We start from the raw sequence: 26,116 nt of genomic DNA, 5'->3' as shown, positions 1-26,116 counted from the left end.
TTAGAGAAGGAAGTTAGCGGTGCCGCGCGAGAGTTTTTTTTCACGCATTCAGGCGTGGTTTAGTGGGAGGTTTGATGGTCGCTATCTGGCCTACATCTTAGCCGAAATCGGAAAATGGCATCCGAGCCTGATTCGGGAGTTGATTTGCGCAAGTTGCAAGCTTGAAAAGCGAGCCTTTCGCAAGCCTGTCTTTGTGCCGGAGTATGCCTTCAAGGGGGCTTCCGGAGTGCGTCGCGCCGACTTGGCAGTCTTTGCCGATGAAGACGACGATGAACCAACTGTTCTGGTAGAGATCAAGTACCGGGATAAGTTACTTGCTGAAAGCGACATAAAACCAGCGCAGATTGATGACTACGCCCATTGGCGTAATAGCTTCAATGGGCGGCAGATCCTTGTCTTAAGTCGCGAAACGCTTCTGTTGCCCGGAATGCCAACGCTGACCTGGACTCAGGCTGCTAGATTGTTGAAACGCCATGCAGGCAGTTCTGATTTGGCAAAAGCGCTCATCGAGCATCTGGAAGAGGAAGGTATTGTGATGCAGCGTGTGGATCCCAAGGCATTGATCGGCTTTCTGAAGAGACTTCTTTGTCCACGTAATGGTACCGGCCAGCAGGTCGGTAACCTTCACGGGCCAGAAGAGTTCGCGAGGCTGCTGCGCAATGTGAAATTGTTATCGGCGAGATTCAACGCTGATTTCAAGGAAGCGTGGAAGAAGGCCGGAGATGTTCACAACAAAGCGGACGACCCCGCCGGCACGAAGGACGCATCTATTGATTTTGAAATCACTCCGTATATTGATACCAGCATGAGGCTGGAGCGGTTACGGGAGGATAATGGAAGCCTTAATCCGGCAGCTCGTGATGGTGGTCTGATCTCTGTCTACGCTCGACACGCGCTTGGTAGCGGGAAGGGGTGGCTACGTGTTGGCTACGGCTTCCAAATCGAATTGGATAACAGCGCTAGAGCCGAGAAAGGTCATTTTCCTGCGGTCTACTTGTACTCCTGGGCCGTGGGTCAAGATTTTACTGGAGACAAGAGGATCGCCGCTGAGACCCGGTTGTCCTCTTTTGAACTGATCACCAGCAAAGCCGAAGATTCGATGGATAAGTTGGACAAAATTGCCAGCAAAATGCTTCTGGCTGTCATTGAGGAGCTTTTACAGAATCCGCAATGGCTGACGACGAAGCAACGCTTTGCAGTTTCGCTGCTTAAGAAATCGACGGCGCAGAAGGTGTAAAGACTGGCCAGCCGTCGTCTCAAACAGTGGTTGGTGTTCAGCTTTGCGGAGATCTCGCAGCGGTTCAGACATCAGACAGTATTGCTCTTCGACAGAAGACAGCGCTACTTGTATGTCTGAACCAAATTGATATTGACGTCACCCCTGTTTCGCAGCAGTTGAAAACTAGAATTCGGTCGGCTCAGGCAGGCTGACCTGCTGTGTTTTGGCGTATTCACTCGGGGTCAGCATGCCGAGCGAGCCATGGGGTCGGTGGTCATTGTAATCAGCACGCCATGCTTCAATGACCGTCTTCGCATGCTCAAGCGATAGGAATTCATGCGCGTTCAGGCACTCATCCCGTAGCCGGCCGTTAAACGACTCGCAAAGGCCGTTATCTGTGGGTTTGCCCGGCCGAGTGAAGTCCAGCAACACTTTGTTCTCCCAAGCCCATAAATCCAGTGCTTTGGACGTGAATTCTGTTCCATGGTCGACGGTGATACTGGCCGGCAAAGCAACCCTCTTGGCGACTCGATCGAGCGCCTGAACCACGCTGTCACCGGTTAGCCGAAAACCCACCTCCAACACGGGACTCTCACGGCTCCAGTTATCCACGACGGTCAGCACCCGAAACGCTCGCTCGTCAGCTAATTGATCATGCACGAAATCCATGCTCCAGCGCTGCCCAGCACCTGTTGGTTGCGGTGCGGGCCCCCGATGCAGACTCAACCGCTTATTGCGGCGGACGCGCATCCAAACCTGCAGCCCTTCCAAACGGTACAGGCGATGGACTCGCTTGAGATTGACCTGCCAACCTTCTCGGCTCAAAAGGATATGAATCCGCTCATAACCAAATCTCGGTCTGCTCATCGCGATGTCTCGAATGCGCATTCGCAATGCCGACTGATCTCGCGCGCTGCTTTTGCGATACCAACTGCCGCTGGAAAATTGACCCAGCCGACACGCCCTCTGGACACTGCCTGCTGATTTCGCCGGCCTTTTTCATCCTCGGTCTGTCGCATTGGGCTTCGCTGCTGCTGTGCTGGCGTCCCCGTTGGCCGCGCATCATCCGCGAGGCCGGCCAGGCCGGCAAGCCGGTGCCGGCCTTTTCGACCGTGGAAGACTACCCGCCAGACGTGCGGGCGCAATTGCTGGCGAATGCGCACCGCTGGGCGTTGCGGCCAGGGCGTGCGCCGGACAATCGCCGGCGAGGGCGTGAGGACGCTCGGTGATGGGCGGCGCGATTTCTAACCGCCCCGTTCCCCCGCCGCCCTGACAAAATTTTCCTCCAGGACGCTCAACACCCGGTTCAGGGTATCGATATCCGCCCCGGACAAGCCCTTCAGCGACTCCTCGAAAAACTGCGCCCGCTTGGGCAACGCCTCATTCACCACCGCCTGTCCGGCCGCCGTCAATGTGGCGTTCGTCAGCCGGTTGTCCTGCGCATCCACCGCCCGGGATATCCAGCCGAGCTTCTGCATTGCCTGCAGTTGACGCGTCAGTGACGCCGGATCCAGCCGGCAACGCTCGGCCAGATGCTTCTGCGAGCACTGCCCGTTTTCATGCAGCGCCAGCAGGATGCGCCAGCGCGGCAGCGCGTGGCCGACCTTGCTGCTGAAGGCGCTTTGCATGACGCGGTACGTCTGGCCCATGTGCTGGATGACTTGCAGGCCTTGTTGTTGTTTGGGCAAAAGCTACTCTCCGACGCCGGCGGGCTCCGGCTTGGATGGCCGGACCAGTTTCACCAGGGGCACGCGCCGCACGCACCAGAGTGCGAAGACGGCGACGGCGAGGGCGATGAGTTGCCCTTCGTGGATGGCGCCCACCAGCGCGACGCGCGCGATTTCGATGAGCGACGTGCCATCCTGGCCTTGATGCGCCAATTGTGCCAGGAACTCGCTCTGCGCCGCCGGGTTGACCAGCATCTGCGGGTCGTTCAGCTTGGGCAGCCATTGCGCGGAGGCGCCGCGCAGGGTGGATTCGACGCCGCTGAAGTAGCTGTGGCTGACCATGGTGCCGACGACGGCCGTGCCCAGCATGCCGCCGATCATGCGCAGGGACTGCAGCAGCGCGGTGGCGATGCCCAGGTGGCTGCGGCCGGCGGTCTGCTGGGCGAAGACGGTGAGGTTGGGCATGATGAAGCCCATGCCCAGGCCGGCCATCAGCATGTAGGCGGCAATCAGCGTGTGCGACGTGTAGCTGTGGGTGGTGACGATGCCCAGGCAGGAGAACGCCATCAGGAGAAAGCCGGCGTAGAGCATGCGGTTCGGATTGCGGATCCGGGTGATGATGCGGCCGTTGACGATGCTGCCTACGGTGATGAAGACGACCATGGGGGTGATGAGCAGGCCGGCTTCCTGGGGCGACAGGCCAAAGCCGCCCTGCAGGAGCAGGGGCGCGTAGAAGAGCAGGGAGTACATCGTCACCCCCACCAGCAGGGCCAGGATGAACAGCATGGCCAGGCCGCGGTTGCGGAACATGTCCAGGGGCAACAGGGGGTGCGGGCAGCGGCGCTCCCACCAGATCAGGATGGCGAAGGCGGCGATGCTGCCGGCGCCCAGGAGCAGGAGCGGGGGCGTGAAGCCGTCCTTGGGCAAAAGTTCAACCAAAAGCTGCAGGGCGCCCAGCGCCAGCGCGATCAACAGCGCGCCCTGCCAGTCCAGCCGGACCTTGCCGGGGGCTTGACTGCGCAGGTGGGGCAGGTAGCGCGCGACGAACCAGAGGCCGAGGATGCCGATGGGTAGGTTGACGTAGAAGACGGACCGCCAGCCATAGTGCTCCGTGAGGGCGCCGCCCAGCGAGGGGCCCACGGCGTTGGCGATGCCGAAGGCGGAACTGAGCATCACCTGCCAGCGCAGCCGCACATGGGGGTCGGGAAAGAGGTCGGGAATACAGGCGAAGGCGGTGCCGACGAGCATGCCGCCGCCGATGCCTTGCAGCGCCCGCGCCAGCACCAGTTCGAGCATGGTGTCGGCTGCGCCGCACAGGACGGAGGCCAGGGTGAACAGCACGATGGCCGCCACGACGAAGGGTTTGCGTCCGTAGTAATCGCCCAGCCTGCCGAAGATGGGCACGGTGATGACCGAGGTCAGCAGGTAAGACGTGGCTACCCATGCATACAGTTCGAAGCCCCGGAGTTCCGCCACAATGGTCGGCAAGGCGGTGCCCACGACGGTCTGGTCGATGGCGACCAGCATCATCACGAAGCACATGCCCAGCATGGCCAGCAAGGATTGCCGGAAAGGAAGCACCTGGCCGGGCGAGTGTGGAGCAGTGGGGGCGGGGGCGGACATTGTTGGACGCATCAATAATTGATCGATCAACTATTCTAGCCCTACAATCCGCCGGTCAGGAAGCCGTCAGCTTGGCCGATCCCGCGGCGCGGCCTGATTTGTTACGATAGCGGTTATCTGCACGCTGGGTTACCGGCGTCTTCAGCAGCCTTCCTCGGTAGCACCTCCCCTTTTGTCGCCAATGCCGCAGGCACGGCGGGACGAGGACACGCCCTAAAAGGCAAGCCCTGACAGGCAGACAGTTCACCAAGCCAGGCGGTTTTCCGCCGGCAACGCACCTTCCCCGCGCCTTGCGCGGTGGGCGGCATCAAGGATATCCAGTCGAGGTACCGACGGGGCAGCAATGAAAACGTGGTTCAAGCGCATTTTGATAGGCCTGGTAGTGTTGGTTGTCGTGGCCGTCGTTGGCCTGGCCATCTTCTTGCTGACATTCGACCCCAACGCGTACAAGTACAAGCTGGAAGAGCTTGTCCAGGAACGCTACCAACGCACACTCACGATCGACGGCGAAATCGAGCTGTCGTTATTCCCGCGGATCGGGCTGTCGGTGCAGGGCGTATCGCTGTCCGAGCCCAACAGCACCGAAACCTTCGCCTCCATCGAAAGCACCCGCCTCGCCGTTGCGGTGTGGCCGCTGCTGTCCAACAGCTTTGTGGTGGACCATGTGGCCATCAGCGGGCTGAAGGCCCGCGTGGTGCGTGACAAGCAGGGGCAGTTCAACTTCAGCAATCTGGTGGGCGGCGCGCAGTCGGTCACCGATGCGCCCAGCAATCCGGCCGAAGCGCTGGTGGGGGCGGCCCAGACTGCCGCGCAGGCGATCACCAGCGGCACCATGCCGCCGTCGCGCAACAATATGCAGATCGACATCGCCGGCCTGGATCTGAAGGACGGCGAGGTCCAGATGCAGGACGCCATGACGGGCATGGCGGTCGCCGTGACCCGCATCAACGCCAACACCGGCCGTGTCACCTTCAACCAGCCTTTCGACGTGCGGATGTCGGCGCGTGTCGAAGGCGGCTATCCGCGCGTGGACGCAAATCTGACCGGTCAGGCGCTGCTGACGCTGGATCCCTCCGCCAAGCGCTACGCCGCGCAGAAGCTGGATCTGCGCATGGACGGCAAGCTGCCGGGCGCCGAGGCCAAGAGCCTGGTGATGCGCGGCAACCTGGCATTCAATGGCCAGAAGTCGGCGCTGGACGTGGCTGGCCTTGAGCTTCTCTTCCAGGGCGATGTGACCGAGCCCTCCGTGCGCGCGACCAACGTGGAAGCCAGCGTGGCGATCCCCAAGCTGGCGATCGACCCGCACAAGAGCCAGCTCCAGATCGAAAAGCTGGCTGTGCGCGCCAAGGGCGGCGTGGCCGATGGCCCCTTTGAGCTGGCCGTCGACGCGCCGGCGCTCAATATCTCTCCCGCTTCGGCCACCGGCGAGGCGCTGACCGGCCGTCTGCGCATCAGCGGCCTGGACGCCAGCCTCGGCATGAATGGCATCAGCGGCAATGCGGGCGAACTGGACATCAAGGAAGCCAAGCTGGACAGCACGTCCAAGACGGGCGAACGGGTGGTGAAGCTGAATTTCGCCTCGCCGCTCACCCTGAATCTCCTGCAGCGCAGCGGCGCCATGTCCGCCCTGCGCGGCGACGTGAACATCACGGACCCGGGCCTGCCCAAGGGCAGCCTGCAGATTCCCGTCATCGGCAGCCTCACGCTGGATCTGCTGAAGGACCAGGCCACCAGCAAGATCAACGCCGTGCTGGAAGGCGGCAAGTTCGATCTCAGCGCCGACATCACCAAGCTCTCCGCCGATTCGCCGCAGATGAAGTTCGCGCTGGCCGTGGATACGCTGGACCTGGACAAGCTGGTGCCGCCGGTGCCGGTCACGCCGCCCAAGCCGCCCGCGGACGGCAGGAAAGACGAATCCAAGCCTGCCGCGCAGCCCGCGCCGGCTGCGCCCGCCGACGATACGATCAACCTGTCGGCGCTGATCGGTCCCAGCGTCAACGGCACCTTGAAGGTCGGCAAGCTGGTCGTGCGCGGCCTGAAGGCCGATGAGGTGTCGGCTGCCGTGAAGCTGGACAAGGGCAAGCTGGAAATATCCAACATCGCGGCGGGCCTCTATGGCGGCAAGCTGGGCGGCGCGTTGTCGGTGGATGCGGCGCAAGGCAATCAGGTCGCCACGAAGATGTCGCTGGCCGGCATCGCGATCGAGCCCCTGCTCATGGACCTGGCGCGCAAGAACGTGCTGAGCGGAACGGGCAGCCTGGCGCTGGACCTGAAGACTGCCGGCGCCAATGCCTACGCCATGAAAAGCGCCCTGGCCGGCACCCTGCAGCTGCGCCTGCGTGACGGGGCGGTCAAGGGCATCGACCTCACGCAGACGCTGCGCGACCTGAAGGCCCGGTTCTCGCCCGACGCGCAGAATGAAACGGTGCCCGCCGACACCAGCAAGCAGACGGCGTTCTCGGAACTGGAAGCCGACCTGGCCATTGCCAAGGGTGTCGCTACGGTGAAGCGCCTGAGCTTCGTGTCGCCGCTCTTGCGCGTGACGCAGGGCGATCCGGCCAGCATCGACTTCGTGAAAAGCGAACTGGATGTGGTGGCGCGCGCGCGCGTCATCAACCCGGCCGCCGATCCGGAAGGCAAGGAATTGATCGACCTGAAGGACGTGACCATCCCCGTCCACTTCAAGGGGCCGTTCGACAATCCCTCGTACACGCTGCTCTGGAAGGACGCCATCGGCGGCATCCTGAAGCGCAGCCTGGAGAACAAGCTCAAGGAAGCGGTCTCCGGCAAGGGCAAGAACGGCGCCGCCGTGGACAAGGCATTGAAAGGACTGTTGGGCAAATGAGCGCTGACCAATTCCAGCCTGTCGCCGAATGCGGCGTGACGACGCAATCGCAGGCCGCCGCCTATCACCGGCAGTGGCTGGTCGCCAACGATTCGGGGCAGTGGCTGAACCGCGAGCTGTGCCCCAGGCTGGCCGAGGTGTCGGTGGAACTGCGCCTGGGCTACCTGGTGCTCAAGGCGCCCGGCATGCTGCGCATGGATATCCCGCTGGACGTCATCGAAGACGACGACAGCGTGCGCTACAGCATGATGGTGGGAGAGCAGGCCATCGACGTGATCGACGAAGGCGAACTGGCCGCAGCCTGGATCTCGAACTTCGCGCAGGTGCCCTGCCGCATCATGAAGGTGCATCCCGACACGCCCGTGGCCGCCTGGCCCACCTGATTGCGCGTGGGCTGTCCGGGCCGCGTCAGGCCGGACCGCGTCAGGCCGGGCCCCGTCAGCTTCGGGTGCGCCTGTATTCGAAAGCGGTGTGGGCCAGCAGGCCCGCAGCCAGGCCCCAGAAGGCCGAACCGATCCCCCAGAAACTGAATCCCGAGGCCGTCGCCAGCAGCGTGATGAGCGCCGCTTCGCGCCGCTGCGGATTGGCCATGGCCGCCGCCATGCCGCCCATGATGGTGCCCAGGAGCGCCAGTCCCGCCAGTGCGGCCAGCAGGGCGGCGGGCAGCGCCTGGAAAAAGACCGCGACGGCGCCCGCGACGATGCTGAGCGCGACGTAGCCGATGCCGTAGGTGGCGGCCGCGATGTAGCGCTTGCCGGGATCGGGATGCGCCTCGGGGCCTGTGCAGATGGCCGCGCTGATCGCGCCCATGGTGACGCTGTGCGCGCCGAAAGGCGCGGCGACCAGGCCCAGCAGGCCGGTGGCGGCAACCAGGCGCGACGCCGGCGGCCGATAGCCGGCGGCTTGCAGAATGGCCAGGCCGGGCAGGTTCTGCGAGGCCATGGCCACGACAAAGAGCGGGATGCCCAGGCTGACCGCCGCCTGCGCGCTGAAGGCGGGCGTGGTCCAGACGAATTCGGTCAGGCGCCAGTCGAGCAGGTTCACCTGCAGCAGGCCCATTGCCGCCGCCATGGCCACGGCCACCGCCATCACCACCAGCACCGCGTAGCGCGGCGCCCAGCGGCGGCACAGCAGGTAGGCGGCGCACATGGCTAGCACCAGGGCGGGCTGCCTGGAGATGTTGCTGAAGATCCCCATGCCGAAATTGAGCAGCACGCCGGCCAGCATCGCGGCGGCGACTTCGCCGGGGATGCGGCGCAGGATGGGGTCGATCCAGCCGAAAAGGCCGCAGGCCAGCGTCAGGCCGGCCGCCAGGACAAAGGCGCCCACGGCTTCATCGAACGGCACGCCGGCCAGCGCGGTGACGAGCAGGGCGGCGCCAGGCGTGGACCACGCCATGACCACCGGCAGCCCCGTGCGCAGGCTGTAGAACGCACCGCCCAGGCCCAGCACCAGGCTCAACGAGCCGATCCAGGACCCGATGCGCGCAGCGTCAAGCCCGGCGGCATGGCCCGCCTGCACCATCAGCACGGCGGTGCCGCCAAAACTGACCAATACGGCGACCAGCCCCGCGGCGACCGCGGACGCGGAGAGGTCGCGGCGGGCGTGGTGTGTGGGAGGGGAAAGGTTGAGGCTGGGCGGCGCCGCGTCGCTCATGCGGCACCGGTCAGGCGTCGGTACTTGGCCATGAGCTGTTCCTGGCCTTCATGCCACTGCGGATGCAGTTCGATGCATTCCACGGGACAGACCACCTTGCATTGGGGTTCATCGTGATGGCCGACGCACTCCGTGCACCGGTCGGGGTCGATGACGTAATAGTCCTCGCCCATGGAGATCGCTTCGTTCGGGCACTGGGGCTCGCAAACGTCGCAATTGATGCATTCTTCGGTGATGGTGAGGGCCATGATGGGCAGCGGAGCAAGGCAAGGGGCGCTGTCATTGTAGCGCCGGGCGGCCGCGGCCCGGAAAGCGCGAAAAGGGCGCTTGCGCGCCCGTTCGGGGATGCTGCCGGCGGGTGTCAGCCCGGCCAGGACTGTTCGCGGCGTTCCTTGGCCTTTTCCTGGAGCCAGCGCTCCACGGACGGGAAGACGAACTTGCTGACGTCCCCGCCCAGCTGGGCGATCTCGCGCACGATGGTGCCCGAGATGAACTGGTATTGGTCCGACGGCGTCATGAAGAGCGTTTCGACGTCGGGCAGCAGATGGCGGTTCATGCCGGCCATCTGGAATTCGTATTCGAAGTCGGACACCGCGCGCAGGCCGCGCACGATGACGCGGCCGCCCTGGTCGCGCACGAAGTCTTTCAGCAGGCCGCCAAAGCTCTGCACTTCCACGTTGGGGTAGTGCCCCAGCACTTCGCGCGCGATCTCCACGCGCTCGTCGATGCTGAAGAAGGGCTTCTTGTTGCGGCTAATGGCGATCCCCACCACGACTTTGTCGAAAAGCGTGGCTGCACGGCGGACCAGGTCTTCGTGGCCCCTGGTCAGCGGGTCGAAAGTGCCGGGATAAACAGCGATGATCATGCGAGCTCCGTACCGTTATTTGTGGTGTACACCATCCTCCGAAGCCCGGATTATTGATCTATTTCCGCAATGCAGCAAATTCCAGAAGATGGAAGTGGACCGCGCCGGCCTTGTCCTGCCGCACAATCTGGAATCCCTCGGGCGCTTCGATGGCGGATTCCGCCTCGACATAGACTAGCCCATGATCGGTCAGGATGCCCGGCAAAATGGGCCACAGGCGCGGCAGCCAGCCCTGTCCAAAGGGAGGATCCAGCAGGATGAGGTCGAACCGCGACGCATCCATCCGTTCGGCGACCTGCATCGCATCCCCGACATGGATGCGTATCATGTCGGCTTTGAGCTTGTCGCGCAGTGTCCGCAGCGCGGACGCGGCGGTCCTGTCCCGCTCGACCATCTGCACATGCGCCACGCCGCGCGAGGCCGCCTCGAAGCCCAGGGCGCCGCTGCCGGCGAACAGATCCAGCACCTGTTTGTCGGCAAATTCGCCGCCCCACAGGTGAGTAAGCCAGTTAAATAGCGTTTCGCGCACCCGGTCGGGCGTGGGACGCAGCGTCTCCACGTCGGGAACGACGATGGGGGTGCGCCGGTATTGGCCCCCGACGATACGAATATACTTGTTACCCATGTTTAGCCGCTTCTTCAAGAAAAAATCCCCTCCGCCCGCCACGCCGGCTCAGCCCGCGCCGCCGCCGGAGGTCGTCGACGCCAGCGTCGCGCCCGCAGAGCCCGCCGTAGCCCCGGCCAGCCCGGCGCCGGCCGTCCCTGCGCCTGCGGGCCGCCAGGAATCTGCCGCGCAGGTTTCGGCGCCGGTTTCGGCACCGGTTGCGCCTTCCGTTTCGGTTCCCGCGCCCTCCGCGACGCCGGGCTCGGGTCCGGGTTCAGCACCTGCGCCGGTGCCCGCCCCCACTGCGACGCCGGCTTCGGTTTCCGCGCCTGCCGCAACGCCTGCGACTGCTGCAACGCCTGCACCTGCTGCAACGCCTGCACCTGCTGCAACGCCTGCACCTGCGCCGGCATTCGCACCCGCCGCGCCGTCCTCGTCCGTTTCCGCTCCCGCTCCGGCTCCGGTCGCGCCACCCGCGCCTGTCGTGTCGGCCGCGCCGGTTGTCGAGCCCGTTCGCGCGCCGCAGCCCGCGTTCATGCCCGCTCCGACGCCGCCGTCCGCGCCGGTGGCTGCGCCCGTGCCGGCCGCGCCGCCCGCTGCGGAACCCGCGCCCGCCGAGGCGCCCAAGAAAGCGTCCTGGCTGTCGCGCCTGAAGCAGGGCCTGTCCCGCACCGGGCAGAGCATCGGCGGCATTTTCGTCGGCGTGAAAGTCGACGAAAACCTGTTCGAGGAACTCGAATCGGCCCTCATTATGGCCGATGCGGGCCTGGAGGCGACCGAGAAGCTGCTGACCGCGCTGCGGGCGCGCGTCAAGAAAGAGCGCATCGAGGACCCGGCCAAGGTCAAGGCGGCCCTGCGCCAGCTCCTGGCCGACCATCTGCGGCCGCTCGAACGCGCCTTCGACCTGAAGCGCACGCAGCCGCTGGTGGTGATGATCGCCGGCGTCAATGGCGCGGGCAAGACCACGTCGATCGGCAAGCTGGCGCACACCTTCCAGCGCCAGGGCGCCAGCGTGCTGCTGGCCGCCGGCGACACCTTCCGCGCCGCGGCGCGCGAGCAGCTCGTGGAATGGGGCAGCCGCAACAACGTCAGCGTGATTTCGCAGGATGGCGGCGACCCGGCCGCGGTGGCGTTCGACTCGGTCAACGCCGGCCGCGCGCGCGGCATGGGCGTGGTGATGGTGGATACCGCCGGCCGCCTGCCCACGCAGCTTCACCTGATGGAAGAACTGAAGAAAATCCGCCGCGTGATCGGCAAGGCCGACGCGACCGCGCCGCATGAGGTGCTGCTGGTGGTGGACGGCAACACCGGCCAGAACGCGCTGGCGCAGATCCGCGCTTTCGATGCGGCCATCAACCTGACCGGCCTGGTCGTGACCAAGCTGGACGGCACCGCCAAGGGCGGCACGCTGGCCGCCGTGGCCGCGGGCAGCCAGGGCGTGCGTCCGGTTCCGGTGTACTGGATCGGCGTGGGCGAAAGCCTGGAAGACCTTCAGCCCTTCGTCGCGGACGAGTTCGCGGCGGCGCTGCTGGCCGACTGACACGTCCAGTCGATGCGCCTGCCTACGCAGGCAGTGCGGGACGGTGCGCAAGCGCCGTCCCGTTGTCGTTTGGCGTGTCCGAAATGGCGCCTTGCGCTACTTCCAGAAAGGCTTGCTTTGCGCGAGGTCGTCAAAGGCCATCTGCGCCTCGATGACCAATTCGTCCAGGCGCGCGCTGATCCAGCCCAGCGCGAACCAGGCCTGCGGGTGCGTGGCCGTACACGACTGGTAGTAGTCCTTGGCCATCGCCAGATCGTTGATTTCGCCCAGCACGTCCTGCACGCGCGACAGCAGCTTGCGATAGCCGCGCAGCTTGGCGGCCGGCAGCAGCGATTCCGCGAACGACAAGCCGTAGCGCAGGCGCTTGCCGCGCTTGCGCAGTTCGTGGCGAGTGGGGATGTCCAGCGACGCGAAGTGCGTGCCCTGGTCGGCCACCTTGCCGTGCCAGCGATGCAGGCGGCGCGCGAGCAGCTTGTGCAGGCGCTGCGGTTGGGGTTCCGGCGTCAGCATCGGAATGATGGTGGGCTTGATGGTCGGGCCGGCCACGCCGCCCTCCAGCCGGATGGCGGGCTCGGGCGCGGCGTCGGTCGGTGTGCCGTTGGCGATGGTCTGGCTGTCCGCGTCCGGCTGCACGGGCGGCACGTCCAGCGTCCATTCCAGCAGTTCCAGCAGCCACGCCTGGAATGCCTGGCCGCCCGCGATGGTCTGTGCGTCTTCTTCCGGCGGCGCGGCTTCCATGGGGATGACCGGCATGCCGGCGCGCATCAGCGCGGGCGCGACGGTTTCGTTCAGCACGTCCTGGTCGCGATTGGCGCCGAAGGCCGCAAAGTGCGTGCGCACGCCTTGCAGCAGGGAATCGGGGATGGGCGCGATCCAGCCGTCGAACAGCTTCCAGGCCGACCGCAGCCTGCGCACGCCCACGCGCAGCTGGTGCACGTGTTCCGAGTTGCCGGCGCGATACACGCCTTCGGTGTCGACCTCGGCCAGCACGGCGGCATTGCGGCAGATCTGGTCCAGGCATTCGGCGGCGATGGCGCCCATGGCCTGCGGCGGGGTCATGTCGTCGCGCAGTTTCACGGACGCGGCGCCGCGCGGCGCCCAGAATTGGGCGATGGCCTGCGCGCGCCGCGTTTCGAGGTCGTCGCCGGGCGTGGCGTCCACCTCGGCCAGGCGCTGCGCAAGCTGGGCCAGCGCGTCGCCGCGTTCGGATTTGCTGCGCGGATCCAGGATCAGGGCGTGGCGCTGCTGCCAGCCTCGCGCCGCGGAGAAGATGGCGGCGGGGCGGCCCGACACCAGTTCGAATTCCAGTTCGGAGATCGGCAATTCGAGCGCGCCCGCGCGCAGGATGCCGGTGTCGTAGGCGAGTTCGACGGTGCCGTAGCGCGTGCGCACCTTGCGCAGCAGGCGCTGCACGTCGGTTTCGTAGCGCAGGCCCAGTTCGCCCTTGATGGCGGAAAGCGCGGCTTCGACTTCGGTGCCGGCGTAGACCGACAGGTCGAGCACGGGGCCCGGGCGCGGATGATTCATTTCGATGCGCGAGATGGCGTCGGCGCCGGGCATCTTCAGCGTTTGCACCCAGTCGGGCCCTTCCTGGCGCAGCCGGATCGCGATGCGCGCCCGCGCCAACTCGCGCTCGGGCGTGTCGAAATACATGGCATGCAAGCGGATGCGCGTGGCTTCGCGCTGCTTGACTTCACGCAGCACGGCCTGGCGTGAAGCCGTGGGCACGTGCAGTTTCAATTCCTGTTCCGACATGGCAGCGGGGTGTCCAACGGCAAAAGCCGAGATCTTAATCAACGCACAGGTGCGATTTGATGACCGTTCATAATTTGTTCACATTGAGCATAGACGTGTTTGCGGCGCAATAACAAGACGGCCCCCGCGGCGGCCGCCAGCCGGAAGGCCCCAATAAAAACGCCGCCCCAGGGGGCGGCGAAGGAGCGCTGTCAGGGGAAACCGAGCAGCGTAAGGCAACCGGTGCGCGCTACAGGATGCGTTTGCGGGCCTGCGTGATGATGATCTCGGCCAGCACCACCACCACGAAGATGGCAGCCAGCACGAGGGCGACGCGATCCCACTGGAACAGGTTCAAGGCGGTGTCCAGCGCCATGCCGATGCCGCCCGCGCCGACCAGCCCCAGCACCGCCGATTCGCGCACGTTGATGTCCCAGCGCAGCAGCACGATGGACCAGAACGCCGGGCGGATCTGCGGCCAGTAGGCATACCAGATCACCGAGGCCTTGCTGGCGCCGGTGGCCGTGACGGCTTCGATGGGGCCGCGCTGCGCTTCCTCGATGGCTTCGCCGACCAGTTTGCCGACAAAGCCGATGGAGCGGAACGCGATGGCCAGTGTGCCGGCCAGCGCGCCGGGGCCGAAGATGGCGATGAACAGCAGCGCCCAGACCAGCGAGTTGACCGAGCGGCTGGACACCAGGATCAGCCGGGCCAGCATGTTGATGGTCTTGCTGGGCGTGAGGTTGTTGGCCGCCAGCAGGCCCACCGGCACGGCCATGAACACCGAGAGGATCGTGCCCAGCGTGGCGATGTGCAGCGTTTCGACCAGGGCGTTGTGGACGCCGTCCGGGTAGTAAGCCCAGTCGATCGGCCACATGCGCCGGAAGAGGTCGGCCATCTGCTCGGGCGCGTCGTACAGGAACTCCGGGATGATCTCCACGCCGCGGATCGCCTGCACGATGGCCGCCACCACCAGCAGGTACAGCGCAAAGCGCAGCAGGCGCTGGCCCATGCTGTAGCGCTGCCAGACGCGCGGCTGGCCGGCGGGGTTCAGGGGAGAAACGTGGGCGTTCATTCGTCCACCTCCGCCTTGCGCGCCGCCGTCGGCTTGCTGCTGCCCATGCCGCGCGCGCCGGCGAAGCGGCTCTGCAGGATGCGGTCAAAGCCCAGGTTGTCCAGGAACACCGCCCGCACGAAGCCGGCCAGGATTTCGCCCAGCATGATGATGGCGATCAGGGTAAGCAGGATGGCGCTGACGAAGTCGTAGTCGAAACGCTGGAAGGCCGAGAACAGGGTACCGCCCACGCCGCCCGCGCCCACGATCCCCACCATGGTGGAGTTGCGCAGGTTGGAGTCGAACTGGTAGGTGGCAAAGCCGATGAAGCGGGCGAACACCTGCGGCAGCACGCCGAACACGATCACGTTGGCGAACGACGCGCCGGTCGCGCGGACGGCTTCGACCTGCTTGAGCGAAATTTCCTCGATGGCCTCGGTGAAGAGCTTGCCGATGAAGCCGATGGAAGCGACGGTCAGCGCCAGGATGCCGGCCAGCGCGCCGAAGCCGACAGCCTTGACGAACAGGATGGCGACGATGACCGGGTGCAGGGCGCGGCACAGCGCGACCAGCGATCGCGCGGGCCAGGAGATCCACGCGGGCATCATGTTGCGCGCGCCCAGCAGCCCGACGGGCAGGGCCAGGAAGATGCCCAGCATCGACGCGAGGACGGCGATCTCCAGGCTTTCCGCGATGCCCTTCCACAAGGTGTCGGGCTTTTCGAAATTGGGCGGGAACATGCGCGCCAGGAACGTCGACGCGTGGCCCATGCCGGATTCGAAGCGCGTCCAGCTGAAGTCGAGCTGCGCGCCGGCGTAGAGGGTGTAGATCACCAGCAGCAGCACGCCCATCTTGGCGCGCCCCGACATGGCGAAGGGGCGCAGGCCGCCCCGGGGTTGCGTCATTCCAGCCAAGACTCGCCTCCGTAGATGGTCTTGAGCATGGACGCGTCCAGGCCCTGGCCGTCGCCGTCATAGACCACGTGGCCGCCCGACATGCCGACGATGCGCGTGGCGTATCGGCGCGCCAGTTCGACGTCGTGGATGTTGACGATGACGGGGATGCCCGTGGCGCTGCCCTGCGCGGACAGCAGTTCCATGATCTCGACGGAGGTCTTGGGGTCGAGCGAGGACGTGGGCTCGTCGGCCAGCAGCAACTGCGGGCGCTGCATCAGCGCACGGGCAATGCCCACGCGCTGGCGCTGGCCGCCCGACAGCGCATCGGCGCGCTGGTCGGCAAACCCGGCCAGGCCGACGGTGTCCAGCAGCTTGTAGGCATGCTCGATGTCCTCGGGCTCGAAGCGCCGCATCCAGGCCTTCATGGCGGAGGTGTAGCCCAGCCTGCCGGTCAGCAGGTTTTCCATGACGGTCAGGCGTTCGACCAGGTTGTATTCCTGGAACACCATGCCGATCCGGCGGCGGGCACGGCGCAGCGACGCGCCGCGCACGCGCGCCAGGTCCACGGCGCCATCGTCGGATTGCAGCACGATCTCGCCCTTGGTGGGCTCGATCAGCCGATTGATGCAGCGCAGGAGCGTGCTCTTGCCGGTGCCCGAAGGCCCGATGATGGCGGTGAGCCCCTGACCGGCGATCTGCAGGTCGATGCCGTTCAGGACCGGCCGGCCGGCCCGGTATTCCTTGACCAGGCCGGAAATGCGTAGCGACGTCGTCATGCTGGATTACTTCTTGCTCTTTGCGGATTCGCGGTCGTAGGCGGCGCGGTTGAAGCTTTCGCCACCGGATTCAGCCACCTGGCGGACGATGGCCCAGTCCTTCTGGTAGGTCACCGGATAGAAGCGGTCGGCGCCGTCGAAGGCCTTGGACATTTCCGCGGGGAAGCGGTACTCGTAGAAGCACTTGAGCATCTGGTCGCGGAACTTCGGCTCCAGGTCATGCGCATAGGCGAACGACGAGGTCGGGAACTTCTCGCTGGTGTAGATGATGCGGAAATCGGCTTCCTTGACCTGGCCGCGCTCGACCATGCGCTTGAACACGTCGGAGGCCACGGCCGCGGCGTCGTAGTCGCCGGAGTTCACGCCCATGACGGACTGGTCGTGCTTGCCCGAGAAGATGATCTTGTAGTCCTTGTCGGGCGTCAGGCCTTCCTTGGGGAAGAGCGCCACGGGCGCCATGTGGCCGGAGTTCGAAGACGGCGCGGTGTGCGCGAGCTTCTTGCCCTTCAGGTCGGTCAGCTTCTGGTAGGGGCTGTCCTTCTTGACGATCACGATCAGGTTGTAGCCCTGGAAGCCGTCGGCGTAGCCCTTGACGGCGAACGGCACGGCGCCCGCGATGTTCACGGCAAAGGCCGTGGGGCCCGTCGAAAAGCCGCCCACGTGCAGGCGGCCCGAGCGCATGGCTTCGATTTCAGCCGCGTTGCTCTGCACCTGGTAGAACACCACGCGCTTGCCCGTGCATTCGGACAGGTGCTTGGTGAAGGGCTTGAAGATGTCTTCGTACACGGCCGGATCTTCCACCGGCGTGTAGGTGAACACCAGCGTGGAAGGCGTCTTGAGCTTGGACGCATCGGTGGGCGTGTCGGCCACCAGGTCCTTGTTCGCGTCGCAGTACATCTGGTCCAGGTCGCCGCGGTTGGAGCAGGTGTCGGCGGCATGGGCGGCGGACGCTCCAAAAGCGAATGCGGCCAGCGTGGCCGCCTGCAAAAGACGCAAGGCTTGCATCGTGTGTCTCCTCGTTTAGGTATGACTTGAAATATTTTTGTCATTCAAGCACACAACCGGGGACGGCACACTCGGGAAAGTCCCTGCCTTTCTTTTCGTCTTTTGTTCGTTTTGTTCGCTTTGTTTTCGTTTTTGCGCGAAGTGCGTTCAGCCCCGAAAGCCGAGTTTGCGGGAGATTTCCTGTGCGCAGGCCAGCAGGGGACGCGCGATCGCGCCGTCCCACGACACGTCGAACAGGCCCGTCGGTCCCAGGCTGGTCAGCGCCAGGACGATGCTGCCGGTGTTGTCGAAGACCGGCACCGACAGCGCGTCCACGCCGGGCAGCGGGTTGCCCAGCGCGCGCGCCATGCCGTGCACGCGGATGTCGGCCAACTGGGCCTCGATGTTGGCGCGCGAGGCCTTGCGCGGGGGCGGCATGCTGGCGATCACGGCGGTGTCGCCTTCCTCGCGCGCGATGTAGTGTTCGCTGACCTTGGGCGGCAGCCAGGCCGCGAAAACCAGTCCCGTCGCGGTGTGCAGCATGGACATCACCGTGCCCTTGCGCATGTTCACGTGGACCGGGTAGCTGGCTTCGGTCATGTGGATCATGGTGGGGCCGTGCGAGCCCAGCACCGCGATGCCCAGGGTGTGGCCGATCTCGGACTGCAGCTTTGCGATCTCGGGCATGGCCACGCGCACCGGGTCCAGGCGCTGCAGACTGACCAGGCCCATCTGCAGGGCGAAGGGCCCCAGCTCGTATTGGCCGGTGGTGGCGTCCTGCTGCACCAGCCCCACGCGGATGAAACTGACCAGGTAGGGGTGCGCCTTGGCGGACGTCATGCCCGCGCCGGCCGCCAGGTCGCGCAGGGTCAGCGGCTTGCCCGCATCGACCAGCGCCGCCAGCAGGGGCGCGCCCACCTCGATGGACTGGATGCTGCGGCGGCCGTCGTTGGCGGGCGCCGCGGTCTTGGAAGTTGCCACGGTGTGCTGACCTCAGGCCGGCTGGACTTGGGACGGCTGGCGCGCGGCGAGCAGCCGGTCGGCCATTTCGACGAAGCCCCCGCCGCCATGGAACGCGGCCACGAAAGCGGGGCGGTGCGTCAGGCGGTGCAACTGCGCCTGGATGTTGGCCACGCCGACCGAGATCGGGAAGTAGGCAAACATCGGCTCGTCGTTGGGCGAGTCGCCGATGAAAAGCGTGCTGTCCAGGGCGCCGGCCACGTCCATGCCGAATTCGCGCTGGAACATCGTGCGGGTCATGGTCAGCTTGTCGTAGTCGCCGAACCAGCCGTTGACGTGGATCGAGCTGACCTTGGCCTGCGCGCCGGCGTCCTGGAAGATCTGGACGATGCGGCTGATCGCCGCGTCGGGCAGGGCGGGCACGTCCTCGCAGAAGTCGATGGCCAGGTCGGCCACGCGGTAGTCCTGGTCGCTGGCGACGGCGCTGCCGGGCACCTCGGCCAGGACGCGGTCGCGGATCGCGTCCAGCCGCTTGCGGCTTGCCTGGCGCGAGGCCGTGTCGGTCCAGTAATGGGTGGTCATGCGGCGCGCCTTGCGGTCGTAGGCGTAGTAGAACGCGCCGTTCTCGCCGACCACCGCGCGCACGGGCCACATGCGGGCGATGTGATCGCACCAGCCCGCCGGGCGGCCGGTGATCGGCACGACCTGGATGCCGGCCTGTTCCAGGCGTTCCAGCGCGGCGTAGGCGTCGGCCGGCAGGCGGCCTTCGGTGGTCAGCGTATCGTCGATGTCGGTCAGGACGACGCGGACGGCTGCCGCGATGTTCAAAGGCATGGCCGCTAGGGCTTGCATGAGGTTTTTCCTTCGTTTTTCTGGGGGATCTCCGGGCGAAAGTTTAACCGGATGCCCCCGCCCGGACGGGCCGGCCAGCCTTCGATAGGGATTCCGCGCGCGGGGGCGGTAAAATCCGGACTTTCCCGCCTGGTTTACGTGTCACGCCATGTCCGTCCAGTTGTCCCCCCTGCCCGGCTCCGAGCCGGAATCCTTCGGTATCGCTTCGGTTGCCGAGATCATCGCCGAGCTTCGCGCCGGCCGCATCGTCATCCTGGTTGACGAAGAAGACCGTGAAAACGAGGGCGACCTCGTCATGGCCGCCGAATTCGTCACCCCCGAGGCCATCAACTTCATGGTCACCCATGGCCGAGGCCTGGTGTGCCTGACCCTGACCGAAGAACGCTGCCGCCAGCTTGAGCTGCCCATGATGGCCGCCCGCAACGGCACGCGCTACGGCACCAATTTCACGCAGTCCATCGAGGCCGCCGAAGGCGTCGAGACCGGCATTTCGGCCGCCGACCGCGCCCGCACCATCCAGGTGGCCGTGGCGCGCGACGCCAAGCCGTCCGACCTGGTCCAGCCCGGCCACATCTTCCCGGTGCGCGCCGTGCCCGGCGGCGTGCTGGTGCGCGCCGGCCACACCGAGGCCGGCTGCGACCTGACCGCCATGGCCGGCCTGACGCCCGCCGCGGTCATCTGCGAAATCCTCAAGCCCGATGGCACCATGGCCCGCCTGCCGGACCTGGTGGAATTCGCCCGCCAGCACGGCCTGAAGATCGGCACCATCGCCGACCTGATCCAGTACCGCAGCGAGCACGAATCCATCGTCAAGCGCGTGGGCAAACGCACCATGCAGACGGCCTGGGGCACCTTCGAGGCCGTCGCCTATGAAGACGCCGCCACGGGCTCCGCCCATTTGGCGCTGGTGCATGGTAATGTGACTCCCGACGCCGAGACGCTGGTCCGGGTGCACGAACCCGCGTCCGTGCTGGACGTGCTGGACACCGGCGCAAGCCCGCACAGCTGGGGCGTGGCCCAGGCGCTCAAGGCCATCGCCAACGCCCCGGCCGGCGTGCTGGTGCTGATGAACTGCCAGTCGTCCACCGAACACCTGTTTGGCCAGATTGCAGGCTGGAACGACCCGAAGGCCCAGTCCAATGCCGCCAACGCCGATCGATTCGGCCTGCGCACCTACGGGATCGGCGCCCAGATTCTGCGCGACCTGAACGTGGGCCAGATGCGGCTCCTGGCCCGGCCGCGCAAGATGCCCAGCATGGCGGGCTTTTCGCTCACCATTACGGGTTACGATTGCGACCCGCAGAACACTCCCGCAACACACTGAAGGCCGACACATGAACCCTTACATCCTCACCCCCGACCTGAACGGCGAAGGGCTGCACATCGGCATCGTACGCGCCCGCTTCAACGAAGAAATCGGCCAGGCCGAACTCGAAGCGTGCCTGAAGGAACTGGCCGAACTCGGCGTGGACGAGCGCGACGTGATGGTCGCCACCGTGCCCGGCGCGCTGGAACTGGGCGTGGCCCTGTCGCACATGGCCGAAACGTTCGAGTTCGACGCCCTGATCGCGCTGGGCGCGGTCATCCGCGGCGAAACCTATCACTTTGAAGTGGTCAGCAATGAAATGGCCACGGCAATCACCCGTATCTCCCTCGAAACCGGTATCCCCGTCGCGAACGGCGTGCTGACCGTCGACACCGACGAGCAGGCGCAGGCCCGTGCCGCGGGCAAGGGCCGCGACTGCGCCCAGGTGGCCGTTGAAATGGCCAACCTGGTGGCGGCGCTGGAACCCGAGGAAGAAGACGAAGACGAAGACGACGAGGACGAAGATTTTGACGACGAAGAAGACGACGAGCAGCGCTGATAGCGCGGCGCAGGCCCGCGCCAACGCGCGCAGCGCGCGGCGCCGTGCACGCGAATTCGCGCTGCAGGGCGTGTACGCGTGGCTGCTGCGCGGCGGCGAAGGCACGCAGGACGCCGGCGAGATCGACGCCCACCTGCGCGACACCGAGGATTTTTCCGAGGCCGACGCGCAGTGGTTCAAGACCTTGCTGCATGGCGTGCTGCGCGAAGCGCCCACGCTGCGCGAGCGTTTCACGCCCTACGTCGACCGCCCGCTGGCCGAGTTGTCGCCCGTTGAGCACGGCATCCTGCTGATCGGCAGCTTCGAACTGATCCATCACGTCGAAGTGCCGTACAAGGTCGCCATCAACGAGGCCGTCGAACTGGCCAAGTCGTTCGGCGGCACCGACGGCTTCAAGTTCGTCAACGGCGTGCTCGACAAGCTGGCTGCCGACGTGCGCGCGCACGAAGTCCAGGCCGCCGCGCAGCAACGGCGATAGCTAGACCCACCCCCGAAGCGCTGCGCGCTTCCCCCTGGGCGGGCCCCCCTCAAGGGGGCGCCGCTGCGGGGCGCGCGGAGCGCCCCGGTCGATGCGACGCCGACCCATTGATAGCCGATAGTGGAGGCGCGGTGGCGTCCGAATTCGATCTGATTGCGCGCTACTTCACCCGCTCGGCGCCGGCCGGCCTGTTGGGCGTGGGCGATGACTGCGCCCTGTTTCCTGTTCCGCCCGGCGAGCAGGTGGCCACCAGCACGGATCTGCTGCTGGAAGGCCGGCATTTCTTTCCCGACGTCGATCCCAAAGCCCTGGGGCACAAGTCCCTGGCGGTCAACCTGTCCGACCTGGCGGCCATGGGCGCGCGTCCCATCGGCTGCGTGCTGGGGCTGGCCTTGCCGCGCCTGGACGAGCCCTGGCTGGCGGCCTTTGCGGAAGGCTTTCATGCGCTGGCCGCCGCGCACGGCTGCCCGCTCATTGGCGGCGACACCACGCGCAGCGCGCATGACCTGGCGATCAGCGTGACGGTGTTCGGCGGGGTGCCGCCCGGACAGGCGCTGCGCCGCGACGGCGCGCAAGCCGGCGATGACGTGTGGGTGTCCGGCGAACTGGGCGCGGCCGACGTGGCCTACCGGCTGCTGGACGGACAGTATCCCGCCGATCCCGCGCTGCTGGCCGCGACGCGCGGCGCGCTGGAATGGCCGCAACCGCAAGTGGCGCTGGGCCTGGCGCTGCGCGGCGTCGCCCATGCGGCGATCGACCTGTCCGACGGCCTGCTGCAGGACCTGGGCCATATCCTGGCCGCCAGCCGTGTGGGCGCCTGCCTGCGGTTCGCGGACCTGCCCGTGGCGCCCGCACTGGCGCGCCTGGACGCGGCGTCGCTGCGCCGCGCCGTGCTGGGCGGGGGCGACGTCTACCAGCTCTGTTTCACCGCGCCGGCGTCACGGCGCGACGCCGTGATGGCGGCGGCCAGCGCGGCGGGCGCGCGCGTGACCCGCGTGGGTCAGATCCTGCCGCAGGCAGGTCTGTCGGTCCTGGATCCTCAAGGCCGCCCGCTGGCGGACCTGCCCGCGGGCTTCGATCACTTTCCCGCGGCCTGACCCGCGGCCTCCTGGCTTTTGCCGAACCAGCACCCCATGACTTCCACCGACAAGCATTCCCCCTCCATGCGCGATCGCAGCCGCGCCGCGTACCCCGCGTTGTCCTGGATATGCCGGGATCCGGGGCGCCTGATCGCCTTCGGATTCGGCAGCGGGCTGATCCGGCCCGCCTCGGGCACCTGGGGCACGCTGCTTGCGTGGGCGATCTGGGTGGCGGCCGCGCCCGCGGCGTCGGACCTGGCCATCGGCGTGTTCCTGGCCGTGGCGTTCCTGTACGGTTGCTGGGCGTGCCATCGCGTGGGCCGAGAACTCCAGCAGTCGGATCATGTCGGAATGGTGTGGGACGAGATGGTGGCGTTCTGGCTGGTGCTGTGGCTGACGCCGGCCGGCTGGATGGCGCAGACGCTGGCGTTCGTGCTGTTCCGCACGTTCGACATCGTCAAGCCGCCGCCCATCAAGTTCTTCGACGCCCACATCAAGGGCGGCTTTGGTGTCATGTGGGACGATATCGTGGCGGCCGGCTATGCCTTGCTGGTGATGGCGCTGGTGGCCCGCACAGGAGTCTTGGGATGAACGATCAGCAGGAAGGCGCGCGGACCAGCATGGCGGCCGCGCAGTTGTCGGAAGCAACCATCCTCGGCCTGTCCGAGCGGCTGGGCGACGTGCTGCGACGGCAGGGGTGGATGCTGGGCACGGCGGAGTCGTGCACGGGGGGCCTGTTGGCGGGCGCCATCACCGCGGTGGCGGGCTCCAGCGACTGGTTCGAGCGCGGCTTCGTCACCTACAGCAACGACGCCAAGGTGACCGAGCTGGAAGTTTCGCCCGAAACCCTGCAGCACTTCGGCGCGGTCAGTGAGCCCGTGGCGCTTGAAATGGCGAATGGCGTGCTGCTGGCGGTGCCGAATGCGCACGTGGCCGTGTCGACCACCGGCATCGCCGGCCCGGGCGGCGCGACGCCGGGCAAGCCCGTGGGCATGGTGTGCTTCGGTTTTGCCATGCGGGTCGGCGACGGCATCAGCAGCCGCGCGGTAACGCATGTGTTTTCCGGCGACCGGGCGCAGGTGCGCCGGGCCTCGGTGGAATTCGCGCTGCGCGCGGTGCTGGAGTTCGTCGGGGCCCCGATCAACCGGCGCTAGACCGACTGCGGAGGTAAGGCCCCCACGCGGCGCTCACTGCGTTCGCTTGCTGCCCCCCGAGGGGGCCGCCCCGCGACGTCCGATCAGCGTACCGCGTTGATCGCGTCGCGCAGGCCCTTGGCGGCCACGGCGGCGGCCTCGCGCCAGTCGTCGCCGCCGCTGGCGTAGATGATGGCGCGCGAGGAGTTGATCATCATGCCGCTGCGCGCCGCGTTGGCGCCCGCGTTCACCGTGGCGGTGATATCGCCGCCCTGGGCGCCGATGCCCGGCACCAGCAGCGGCACGGCGTCGCCGATGCGCTGGCGCACGGAGGCCAGTTCGTTCGGGAAGGTCGCGCCCACCACCAGGCCGCATTGGCCGTTGGCGTTCCATTTGTCGGCCACCAGTCCCGCGACGTGCAGGTACAGCGGCTCGCCGTTATCCATTTTCAGGAATTGCAGGTCCGAGCCGCCCGGGTTGGAGGTGCGGCACAGGACGATCACGCCCCGGTCCCGCCACGCCAGGTAGGGCTCCACCGAGTCCAGGCCCATGTAGGGGCTGACGGTCAGGGCGTGCGCCTGGTAGCGCTCGTAGGCTTCGCGCGCGTAGTTTTCAGCGGTGGAGCCGATGTCGCCGCGCTTGGCGTCCAGCACGATGGGCAGGTCGGGATGGTTGTCGCGGATGTGCTGGCACAGCGCTTCGAGCTGGTCTTCGGCGCGGTGCGCGGCGAAGTACGCGATCTGCGGCTTGAAGCTGCATGCATACGGCGCGGTGGCGTCGACGATGTCGCGGCAGAACTGGAAGATGGCGTCGGGCTTGTCCTGCAGTTCGCGCGGGAAGCGCTGCGGGTCGGGATCCAGCCCGACTTGCAGGAGCGAGTTGCTGGTGGTCCAGGCGTGTTCGAGTTTTTGCAGGAAATTCATGGGGGAGTTCAGTGCAGTTTGACCCGCGGGCGCGTGCGCCGCATGAGCAGGCGAGCCAGGGCAAGGGAGACGGTACGCGAGGCGCCCAGCACCGACCTGTGATGCATCAGGTGCAGGCTCATGTACATCAAGCGCGCCAGTGTACCGCTTACGAACAGTCCCCGTCCGGCGAGCTTGCCCATCAGGCTGCCCACCCCCGCATCCTGCCCCAGCGACACCAGCGACCCGTGATCCTGATAGACATAGGGCGCGGTGGGCTCGGCGTGGTTGCGCAGCCGGGCGGTGAGCTTCTTGGTCAGATAGTCGGCCTGCTGGTGCGCGGCCTGGGCGCGGGCGGGCACCGTGCGCCCGTCGCGCCAGGGCGCCGCGCAGCAGTCGCCCAGCGCCAGGATGTGCGGATCGGGCGTTTCGAGCCGCTCGTTGACCTCGAGCTGCCCCAGCTTGTTCAGCGGCAGGCCCAGGTCGGCCAGCAGGGCGGGGCCCTTGATCCCGGCGGCCCACATGCACAACTGGGCCGGGAATTCGCGCCCGTCGGCGGTGCGCACGGAGTTGTCCGTCACCTCGGACACGCGGCAGGAGGTTTCCACGCGGATGCCCAGCTCGGTCAGCCGCTTGGTCGCCGCGACCGAAATCTTCTCGGGCAGCGCCGACAGGATGCGCGGCGCGCCCTCGACCAGCGTGATGGCCAGGTCCCGGTCGGCGCGGAAGTTCGGCAGGCCGTAGGCGCTGACGACGTGGCTGGCTTCGGTCAGTTCGACGGCCAGTTCGACGCCCGTGGCGCCGCCGCCCACGATCACCAGATCCAGCCGCGCTGACGGATTGCGCACCTTGGCCTGGTCCACCAGCGCCATGGCCTTGAGCATGGTCAGGCGGAACTGCTCGGCATTTTCCGTGGTGTCCAGCGTGACCGCGTGTTCGGCCGCGCCGGGCGTGTTGAAGAAGTTGGACGTGCTGCCCAGCGCCAGCACCAGCGTGTCGTAGGGCAGCTCGCGGCGCGGCAGCACTTCCTGGCCCTGGGCATCGTTGACGGCGTCCAGCGTGATGAGCCGGCGTTCGCGGTCGACGCCTTCCAGGCGGCCTTGGGCGAACGAGAAGCCGTCCATGTGGGCCAGCATCAGGTAGGAAAGGCCTTCCTGGTGGATGTCCAGCGTGCCCGCGGCCGCTTCATGCAGTGAGGGCTTCCAGATATGGAAGGGCCGGCTGTCGACCAGGGTGATGTGCTGACGGCCGTGGATACGGCCGAGTTTGGCGGCCAGTTCAAGGCCGCCCGCGCCGCCGCCGACGATGACGACGCGCTTGGAGGGGGCTGACGTCGATTGAGGCATCATGGGTCCCAGTATAAATAGGCTCGCACCCTCATCAT

Annotated in this window: 27 protein-coding genes; 11 read left to right on the top strand and 16 right to left on the bottom strand. The window is 66.4% G+C overall.

Going from position 1 to position 26,116, the window contains the following annotated elements; all coding sequences use genetic code 11:
- Positions 1–19 precede the first annotated feature (19 nt).
- Positions 20–1,237 (top strand): hypothetical protein, encoded by a 1,218-nt coding sequence (locus tag BMW75_RS28300; protein ID WP_139208615.1) that lies wholly within the window; start codon positions 20–22, stop codon positions 1,235–1,237.
- Positions 1,238–1,402: 165 nt separating this feature from the next.
- Here BMW75_RS28300 and BMW75_RS28295 read toward each other — a convergent pair whose 3' ends face one another.
- Positions 1,403–2,173, bottom strand: coding sequence for an IS3 family transposase (locus tag BMW75_RS28295; RefSeq protein ID WP_139208614.1), 771 nt, complete (start codon positions 2,171–2,173; stop codon positions 1,403–1,405).
- On the opposite strand from BMW75_RS28295, the gene BMW75_RS29355 reads away from it, so the two are divergent.
- Positions 2,113–2,448 carry a hypothetical protein gene (locus BMW75_RS29355; RefSeq protein ID WP_139208613.1) on the top strand — a complete coding sequence of 112 codons (336 nt, stop codon included), beginning with the start codon at positions 2,113–2,115 and terminating at the stop codon, positions 2,446–2,448. The genes BMW75_RS28295 and BMW75_RS29355 overlap by 61 nt on opposite strands.
- Positions 2,449–2,463: 15 nt before the next feature.
- Here the strand turns inward: BMW75_RS29355 and BMW75_RS28290 are convergent, their stop codons facing one another.
- Both BMW75_RS28290 and BMW75_RS28285 read right to left on the bottom strand, forming a co-directional pair.
- Complete coding sequence (locus BMW75_RS28290) at positions 2,464–2,907, bottom strand: MarR family winged helix-turn-helix transcriptional regulator (protein WP_076516715.1); 444 nt, start codon at positions 2,905–2,907, stop codon at positions 2,464–2,466.
- A 3-nt stretch (positions 2,908–2,910) separates the two neighbouring features.
- Positions 2,911–4,509, bottom strand: coding sequence for an MDR family MFS transporter (locus BMW75_RS28285; RefSeq protein ID WP_092582812.1), 1,599 nt, complete (start codon positions 4,507–4,509; stop codon positions 2,911–2,913).
- A gap of 343 nt (positions 4,510–4,852) precedes the next feature.
- On the opposite strand from BMW75_RS28285, the gene BMW75_RS28280 reads away from it, so the two are divergent.
- Positions 4,853–7,354 carry an AsmA family protein gene (locus BMW75_RS28280; RefSeq protein WP_092582811.1) on the top strand — a complete coding sequence of 834 codons (2,502 nt, stop codon included), beginning with the start codon at positions 4,853–4,855 and terminating at the stop codon, positions 7,352–7,354.
- Positions 7,351–7,737, top strand: coding sequence for an MOSC N-terminal beta barrel domain-containing protein (locus BMW75_RS28275; protein WP_076516709.1), 387 nt, complete (start codon positions 7,351–7,353; stop codon positions 7,735–7,737). Before BMW75_RS28280 ends, BMW75_RS28275 begins: the two co-directional genes overlap by 4 nt.
- Positions 7,738–7,792: 55 nt before the next feature.
- Here the strand turns inward: BMW75_RS28275 and BMW75_RS28270 are convergent, their stop codons facing one another.
- The 4 genes from BMW75_RS28270 to rsmD all read right to left on the bottom strand — a co-directional run bounded on the left by BMW75_RS28270 (position 7,793) and on the right by rsmD (position 10,500).
- Positions 7,793–9,010 carry a benzoate/H(+) symporter BenE family transporter gene (locus BMW75_RS28270; protein ID WP_092582810.1) on the bottom strand — a complete coding sequence of 406 codons (1,218 nt, stop codon included), beginning with the start codon at positions 9,008–9,010 and terminating at the stop codon, positions 7,793–7,795.
- The gene (locus BMW75_RS28265; protein ID WP_043547072.1) at positions 9,007–9,258 is read right to left on the bottom strand and encodes a YfhL family 4Fe-4S dicluster ferredoxin; all 252 of its coding nucleotides are present in this window, start codon (positions 9,256–9,258) and stop codon (positions 9,007–9,009) included. The genes BMW75_RS28270 and BMW75_RS28265 overlap by 4 nt, the downstream gene beginning before the upstream one ends.
- Before the next feature lie 113 nt (positions 9,259–9,371).
- Positions 9,372–9,875 (bottom strand): pantetheine-phosphate adenylyltransferase, encoded by a 504-nt coding sequence (coaD, locus tag BMW75_RS28260; RefSeq protein ID WP_076516705.1) that lies wholly within the window; start codon positions 9,873–9,875, stop codon positions 9,372–9,374.
- Between the two features lie 58 nt (positions 9,876–9,933).
- Entirely contained in the window at positions 9,934–10,500 is a 567-nt protein-coding gene (gene rsmD / locus BMW75_RS28255) for a 16S rRNA (guanine(966)-N(2))-methyltransferase RsmD (RefSeq protein WP_092582809.1), read from the bottom strand.
- 514 nt (positions 10,501–11,014) lie between these two features.
- Here rsmD and ftsY point away from each other — a divergent pair.
- Positions 11,015–12,019 carry a signal recognition particle-docking protein FtsY gene (ftsY, locus tag BMW75_RS28250; RefSeq protein ID WP_369825597.1) on the top strand — a complete coding sequence of 335 codons (1,005 nt, stop codon included), beginning with the start codon at positions 11,015–11,017 and terminating at the stop codon, positions 12,017–12,019.
- 96 nt (positions 12,020–12,115) lie between these two features.
- On the opposite strand, the gene BMW75_RS28245 is transcribed toward ftsY, so the two are convergent.
- From BMW75_RS28245 to BMW75_RS28215, 7 genes are all read right to left on the bottom strand, one after another.
- On the bottom strand, positions 12,116–13,774 hold the full coding sequence (locus tag BMW75_RS28245) for a CYTH and CHAD domain-containing protein (protein ID WP_076516699.1): 1,659 nt from the start codon (positions 13,772–13,774) through the stop codon (positions 12,116–12,118).
- A 229-nt stretch (positions 13,775–14,003) separates the two neighbouring features.
- Entirely contained in the window at positions 14,004–14,828 is an 825-nt protein-coding gene (gene phnE, locus BMW75_RS28240; RefSeq protein ID WP_076516697.1) for a phosphonate ABC transporter, permease protein PhnE, read from the bottom strand.
- Positions 14,825–15,712: a phosphonate ABC transporter, permease protein PhnE gene (gene phnE / locus BMW75_RS28235; protein ID WP_076516695.1), complete on the bottom strand. Its 888-nt coding sequence runs from the start codon at positions 15,710–15,712 to the stop codon at positions 14,825–14,827. Before phnE (BMW75_RS28235) ends, phnE (BMW75_RS28240) begins: the two co-directional genes overlap by 4 nt.
- Positions 15,709–16,479, bottom strand: coding sequence for a phosphonate ABC transporter ATP-binding protein (gene phnC / locus BMW75_RS28230; protein WP_076516693.1), 771 nt, complete (start codon positions 16,477–16,479; stop codon positions 15,709–15,711). The genes phnE (BMW75_RS28235) and phnC overlap by 4 nt, the downstream gene beginning before the upstream one ends.
- Before the next feature lie 6 nt (positions 16,480–16,485).
- Entirely contained in the window at positions 16,486–17,484 is a 999-nt protein-coding gene (gene phnD / locus BMW75_RS28225) for a phosphate/phosphite/phosphonate ABC transporter substrate-binding protein (RefSeq protein ID WP_092582808.1), read from the bottom strand.
- 147 nt (positions 17,485–17,631) lie between these two features.
- Positions 17,632–18,444: an IclR family transcriptional regulator gene (locus BMW75_RS28220; RefSeq protein WP_076516689.1), complete on the bottom strand. Its 813-nt coding sequence runs from the start codon at positions 18,442–18,444 to the stop codon at positions 17,632–17,634.
- A 12-nt stretch (positions 18,445–18,456) separates the two neighbouring features.
- The gene (locus tag BMW75_RS28215) at positions 18,457–19,275 is read right to left on the bottom strand and encodes an HAD-IIB family hydrolase (protein WP_092582807.1); all 819 of its coding nucleotides are present in this window, start codon (positions 19,273–19,275) and stop codon (positions 18,457–18,459) included.
- A 148-nt stretch (positions 19,276–19,423) separates the two neighbouring features.
- On the opposite strand from BMW75_RS28215, the gene ribBA reads away from it, so the two are divergent.
- The 6 genes from ribBA (at position 19,424) to BMW75_RS28185 (ending at position 23,851) form a co-directional block, all read left to right on the top strand.
- Complete coding sequence (gene ribBA / locus BMW75_RS28210; RefSeq protein ID WP_092582806.1) at positions 19,424–20,599, top strand: bifunctional 3,4-dihydroxy-2-butanone-4-phosphate synthase/GTP cyclohydrolase II; 1,176 nt, start codon at positions 19,424–19,426, stop codon at positions 20,597–20,599.
- Between the two features lie 10 nt (positions 20,600–20,609).
- Positions 20,610–21,140 (top strand): 6,7-dimethyl-8-ribityllumazine synthase, encoded by a 531-nt coding sequence (gene ribH / locus BMW75_RS28205; RefSeq protein ID WP_076516683.1) that lies wholly within the window; start codon positions 20,610–20,612, stop codon positions 21,138–21,140.
- Positions 21,109–21,618, top strand: coding sequence for a transcription antitermination factor NusB (gene nusB / locus BMW75_RS28200; protein ID WP_076516681.1), 510 nt, complete (start codon positions 21,109–21,111; stop codon positions 21,616–21,618). The genes ribH and nusB overlap by 32 nt, the downstream gene beginning before the upstream one ends.
- A gap of 131 nt (positions 21,619–21,749) precedes the next feature.
- Positions 21,750–22,715 carry a thiamine-phosphate kinase gene (gene thiL, locus BMW75_RS28195; protein WP_092582805.1) on the top strand — a complete coding sequence of 322 codons (966 nt, stop codon included), beginning with the start codon at positions 21,750–21,752 and terminating at the stop codon, positions 22,713–22,715.
- A 66-nt stretch (positions 22,716–22,781) separates the two neighbouring features.
- Positions 22,782–23,288 (top strand): phosphatidylglycerophosphatase A family protein, encoded by a 507-nt coding sequence (locus tag BMW75_RS28190; RefSeq protein WP_092582819.1) that lies wholly within the window; start codon positions 22,782–22,784, stop codon positions 23,286–23,288.
- Positions 23,285–23,851 (top strand): CinA family protein, encoded by a 567-nt coding sequence (locus BMW75_RS28185; protein ID WP_092582804.1) that lies wholly within the window; start codon positions 23,285–23,287, stop codon positions 23,849–23,851. The genes BMW75_RS28190 and BMW75_RS28185 overlap by 4 nt, the downstream gene beginning before the upstream one ends.
- Positions 23,852–23,934: 83 nt before the next feature.
- On the opposite strand, the gene pyrF is transcribed toward BMW75_RS28185, so the two are convergent.
- Together pyrF and BMW75_RS28175 are read right to left on the bottom strand one after the other, a co-directional pair.
- Positions 23,935–24,753: an orotidine-5'-phosphate decarboxylase gene (gene pyrF, locus BMW75_RS28180; protein ID WP_076516673.1), complete on the bottom strand. Its 819-nt coding sequence runs from the start codon at positions 24,751–24,753 to the stop codon at positions 23,935–23,937.
- Between the two features lie 8 nt (positions 24,754–24,761).
- On the bottom strand, positions 24,762–26,081 hold the full coding sequence (locus BMW75_RS28175) for an NAD(P)/FAD-dependent oxidoreductase (protein ID WP_076516671.1): 1,320 nt from the start codon (positions 26,079–26,081) through the stop codon (positions 24,762–24,764).
- Positions 26,082–26,116 lie beyond the last annotated feature (35 nt).

This window comes from Achromobacter sp. NFACC18-2 (genome assembly GCF_900108985.1).
Lineage (GTDB): Bacteria > Pseudomonadota > Gammaproteobacteria > Burkholderiales > Burkholderiaceae_B > Achromobacter.
This window is presented reverse-complemented; position numbering and strand designations above follow the sequence as displayed.

What these genes read in the sequence shown, in the direction of transcription:
- BMW75_RS28175 (WP_076516671.1), bottom strand. Translation starts at nt 26,081, where the DNA reads ATGATGCCTCAATCGACGTCAGCCCCCTCCAAGCGCGTCGTCATCGTC.
- phnE (WP_076516695.1), bottom strand. Translation starts at nt 15,712, where the DNA reads ATGACGCAACCCCGGGGCGGCCTGCGCCCCTTCGCCATGTCGGGGCGC.
- ribH (WP_076516683.1), top strand. Translation starts at nt 20,610, where the DNA reads ATGAACCCTTACATCCTCACCCCCGACCTGAACGGCGAAGGGCTGCAC.
- rsmD (WP_092582809.1), bottom strand. Translation starts at nt 10,500, where the DNA reads ATGGGTAACAAGTATATTCGTATCGTCGGGGGCCAATACCGGCGCACC.
- phnD (WP_092582808.1), bottom strand. Translation starts at nt 17,484, where the DNA reads ATGCAAGCCTTGCGTCTTTTGCAGGCGGCCACGCTGGCCGCATTCGCT.
- BMW75_RS28190 (WP_092582819.1), top strand. Translation starts at nt 22,782, where the DNA reads ATGCGCGATCGCAGCCGCGCCGCGTACCCCGCGTTGTCCTGGATATGC.
- BMW75_RS28265 (WP_043547072.1), bottom strand. Translation starts at nt 9,258, where the DNA reads ATGGCCCTCACCATCACCGAAGAATGCATCAATTGCGACGTTTGCGAG.
- coaD (WP_076516705.1), bottom strand. Translation starts at nt 9,875, where the DNA reads ATGATCATCGCTGTTTATCCCGGCACTTTCGACCCGCTGACCAGGGGC.
- pyrF (WP_076516673.1), bottom strand. Translation starts at nt 24,753, where the DNA reads ATGAATTTCCTGCAAAAACTCGAACACGCCTGGACCACCAGCAACTCG.
- BMW75_RS28245 (WP_076516699.1), bottom strand. Translation starts at nt 13,774, where the DNA reads ATGTCGGAACAGGAATTGAAACTGCACGTGCCCACGGCTTCACGCCAG.
- BMW75_RS28280 (WP_092582811.1), top strand. Translation starts at nt 4,853, where the DNA reads ATGAAAACGTGGTTCAAGCGCATTTTGATAGGCCTGGTAGTGTTGGTT.
- BMW75_RS28185 (WP_092582804.1), top strand. Translation starts at nt 23,285, where the DNA reads ATGAACGATCAGCAGGAAGGCGCGCGGACCAGCATGGCGGCCGCGCAG.
- BMW75_RS29355 (WP_139208613.1), top strand. Translation starts at nt 2,113, where the DNA reads ATGCCGACTGATCTCGCGCGCTGCTTTTGCGATACCAACTGCCGCTGG.
- BMW75_RS28275 (WP_076516709.1), top strand. Translation starts at nt 7,351, where the DNA reads ATGAGCGCTGACCAATTCCAGCCTGTCGCCGAATGCGGCGTGACGACG.
- ribBA (WP_092582806.1), top strand. Translation starts at nt 19,424, where the DNA reads ATGTCCGTCCAGTTGTCCCCCCTGCCCGGCTCCGAGCCGGAATCCTTC.
- phnE (WP_076516697.1), bottom strand. Translation starts at nt 14,828, where the DNA reads ATGAACGCCCACGTTTCTCCCCTGAACCCCGCCGGCCAGCCGCGCGTC.
- BMW75_RS28270 (WP_092582810.1), bottom strand. Translation starts at nt 9,010, where the DNA reads ATGAGCGACGCGGCGCCGCCCAGCCTCAACCTTTCCCCTCCCACACAC.
- phnC (WP_076516693.1), bottom strand. Translation starts at nt 16,479, where the DNA reads ATGACGACGTCGCTACGCATTTCCGGCCTGGTCAAGGAATACCGGGCC.
- BMW75_RS28215 (WP_092582807.1), bottom strand. Translation starts at nt 19,275, where the DNA reads ATGCAAGCCCTAGCGGCCATGCCTTTGAACATCGCGGCAGCCGTCCGC.
- BMW75_RS28285 (WP_092582812.1), bottom strand. Translation starts at nt 4,509, where the DNA reads ATGTCCGCCCCCGCCCCCACTGCTCCACACTCGCCCGGCCAGGTGCTT.
- ftsY (WP_369825597.1), top strand. Translation starts at nt 11,015, where the DNA reads ATGCCCGCTCCGACGCCGCCGTCCGCGCCGGTGGCTGCGCCCGTGCCG.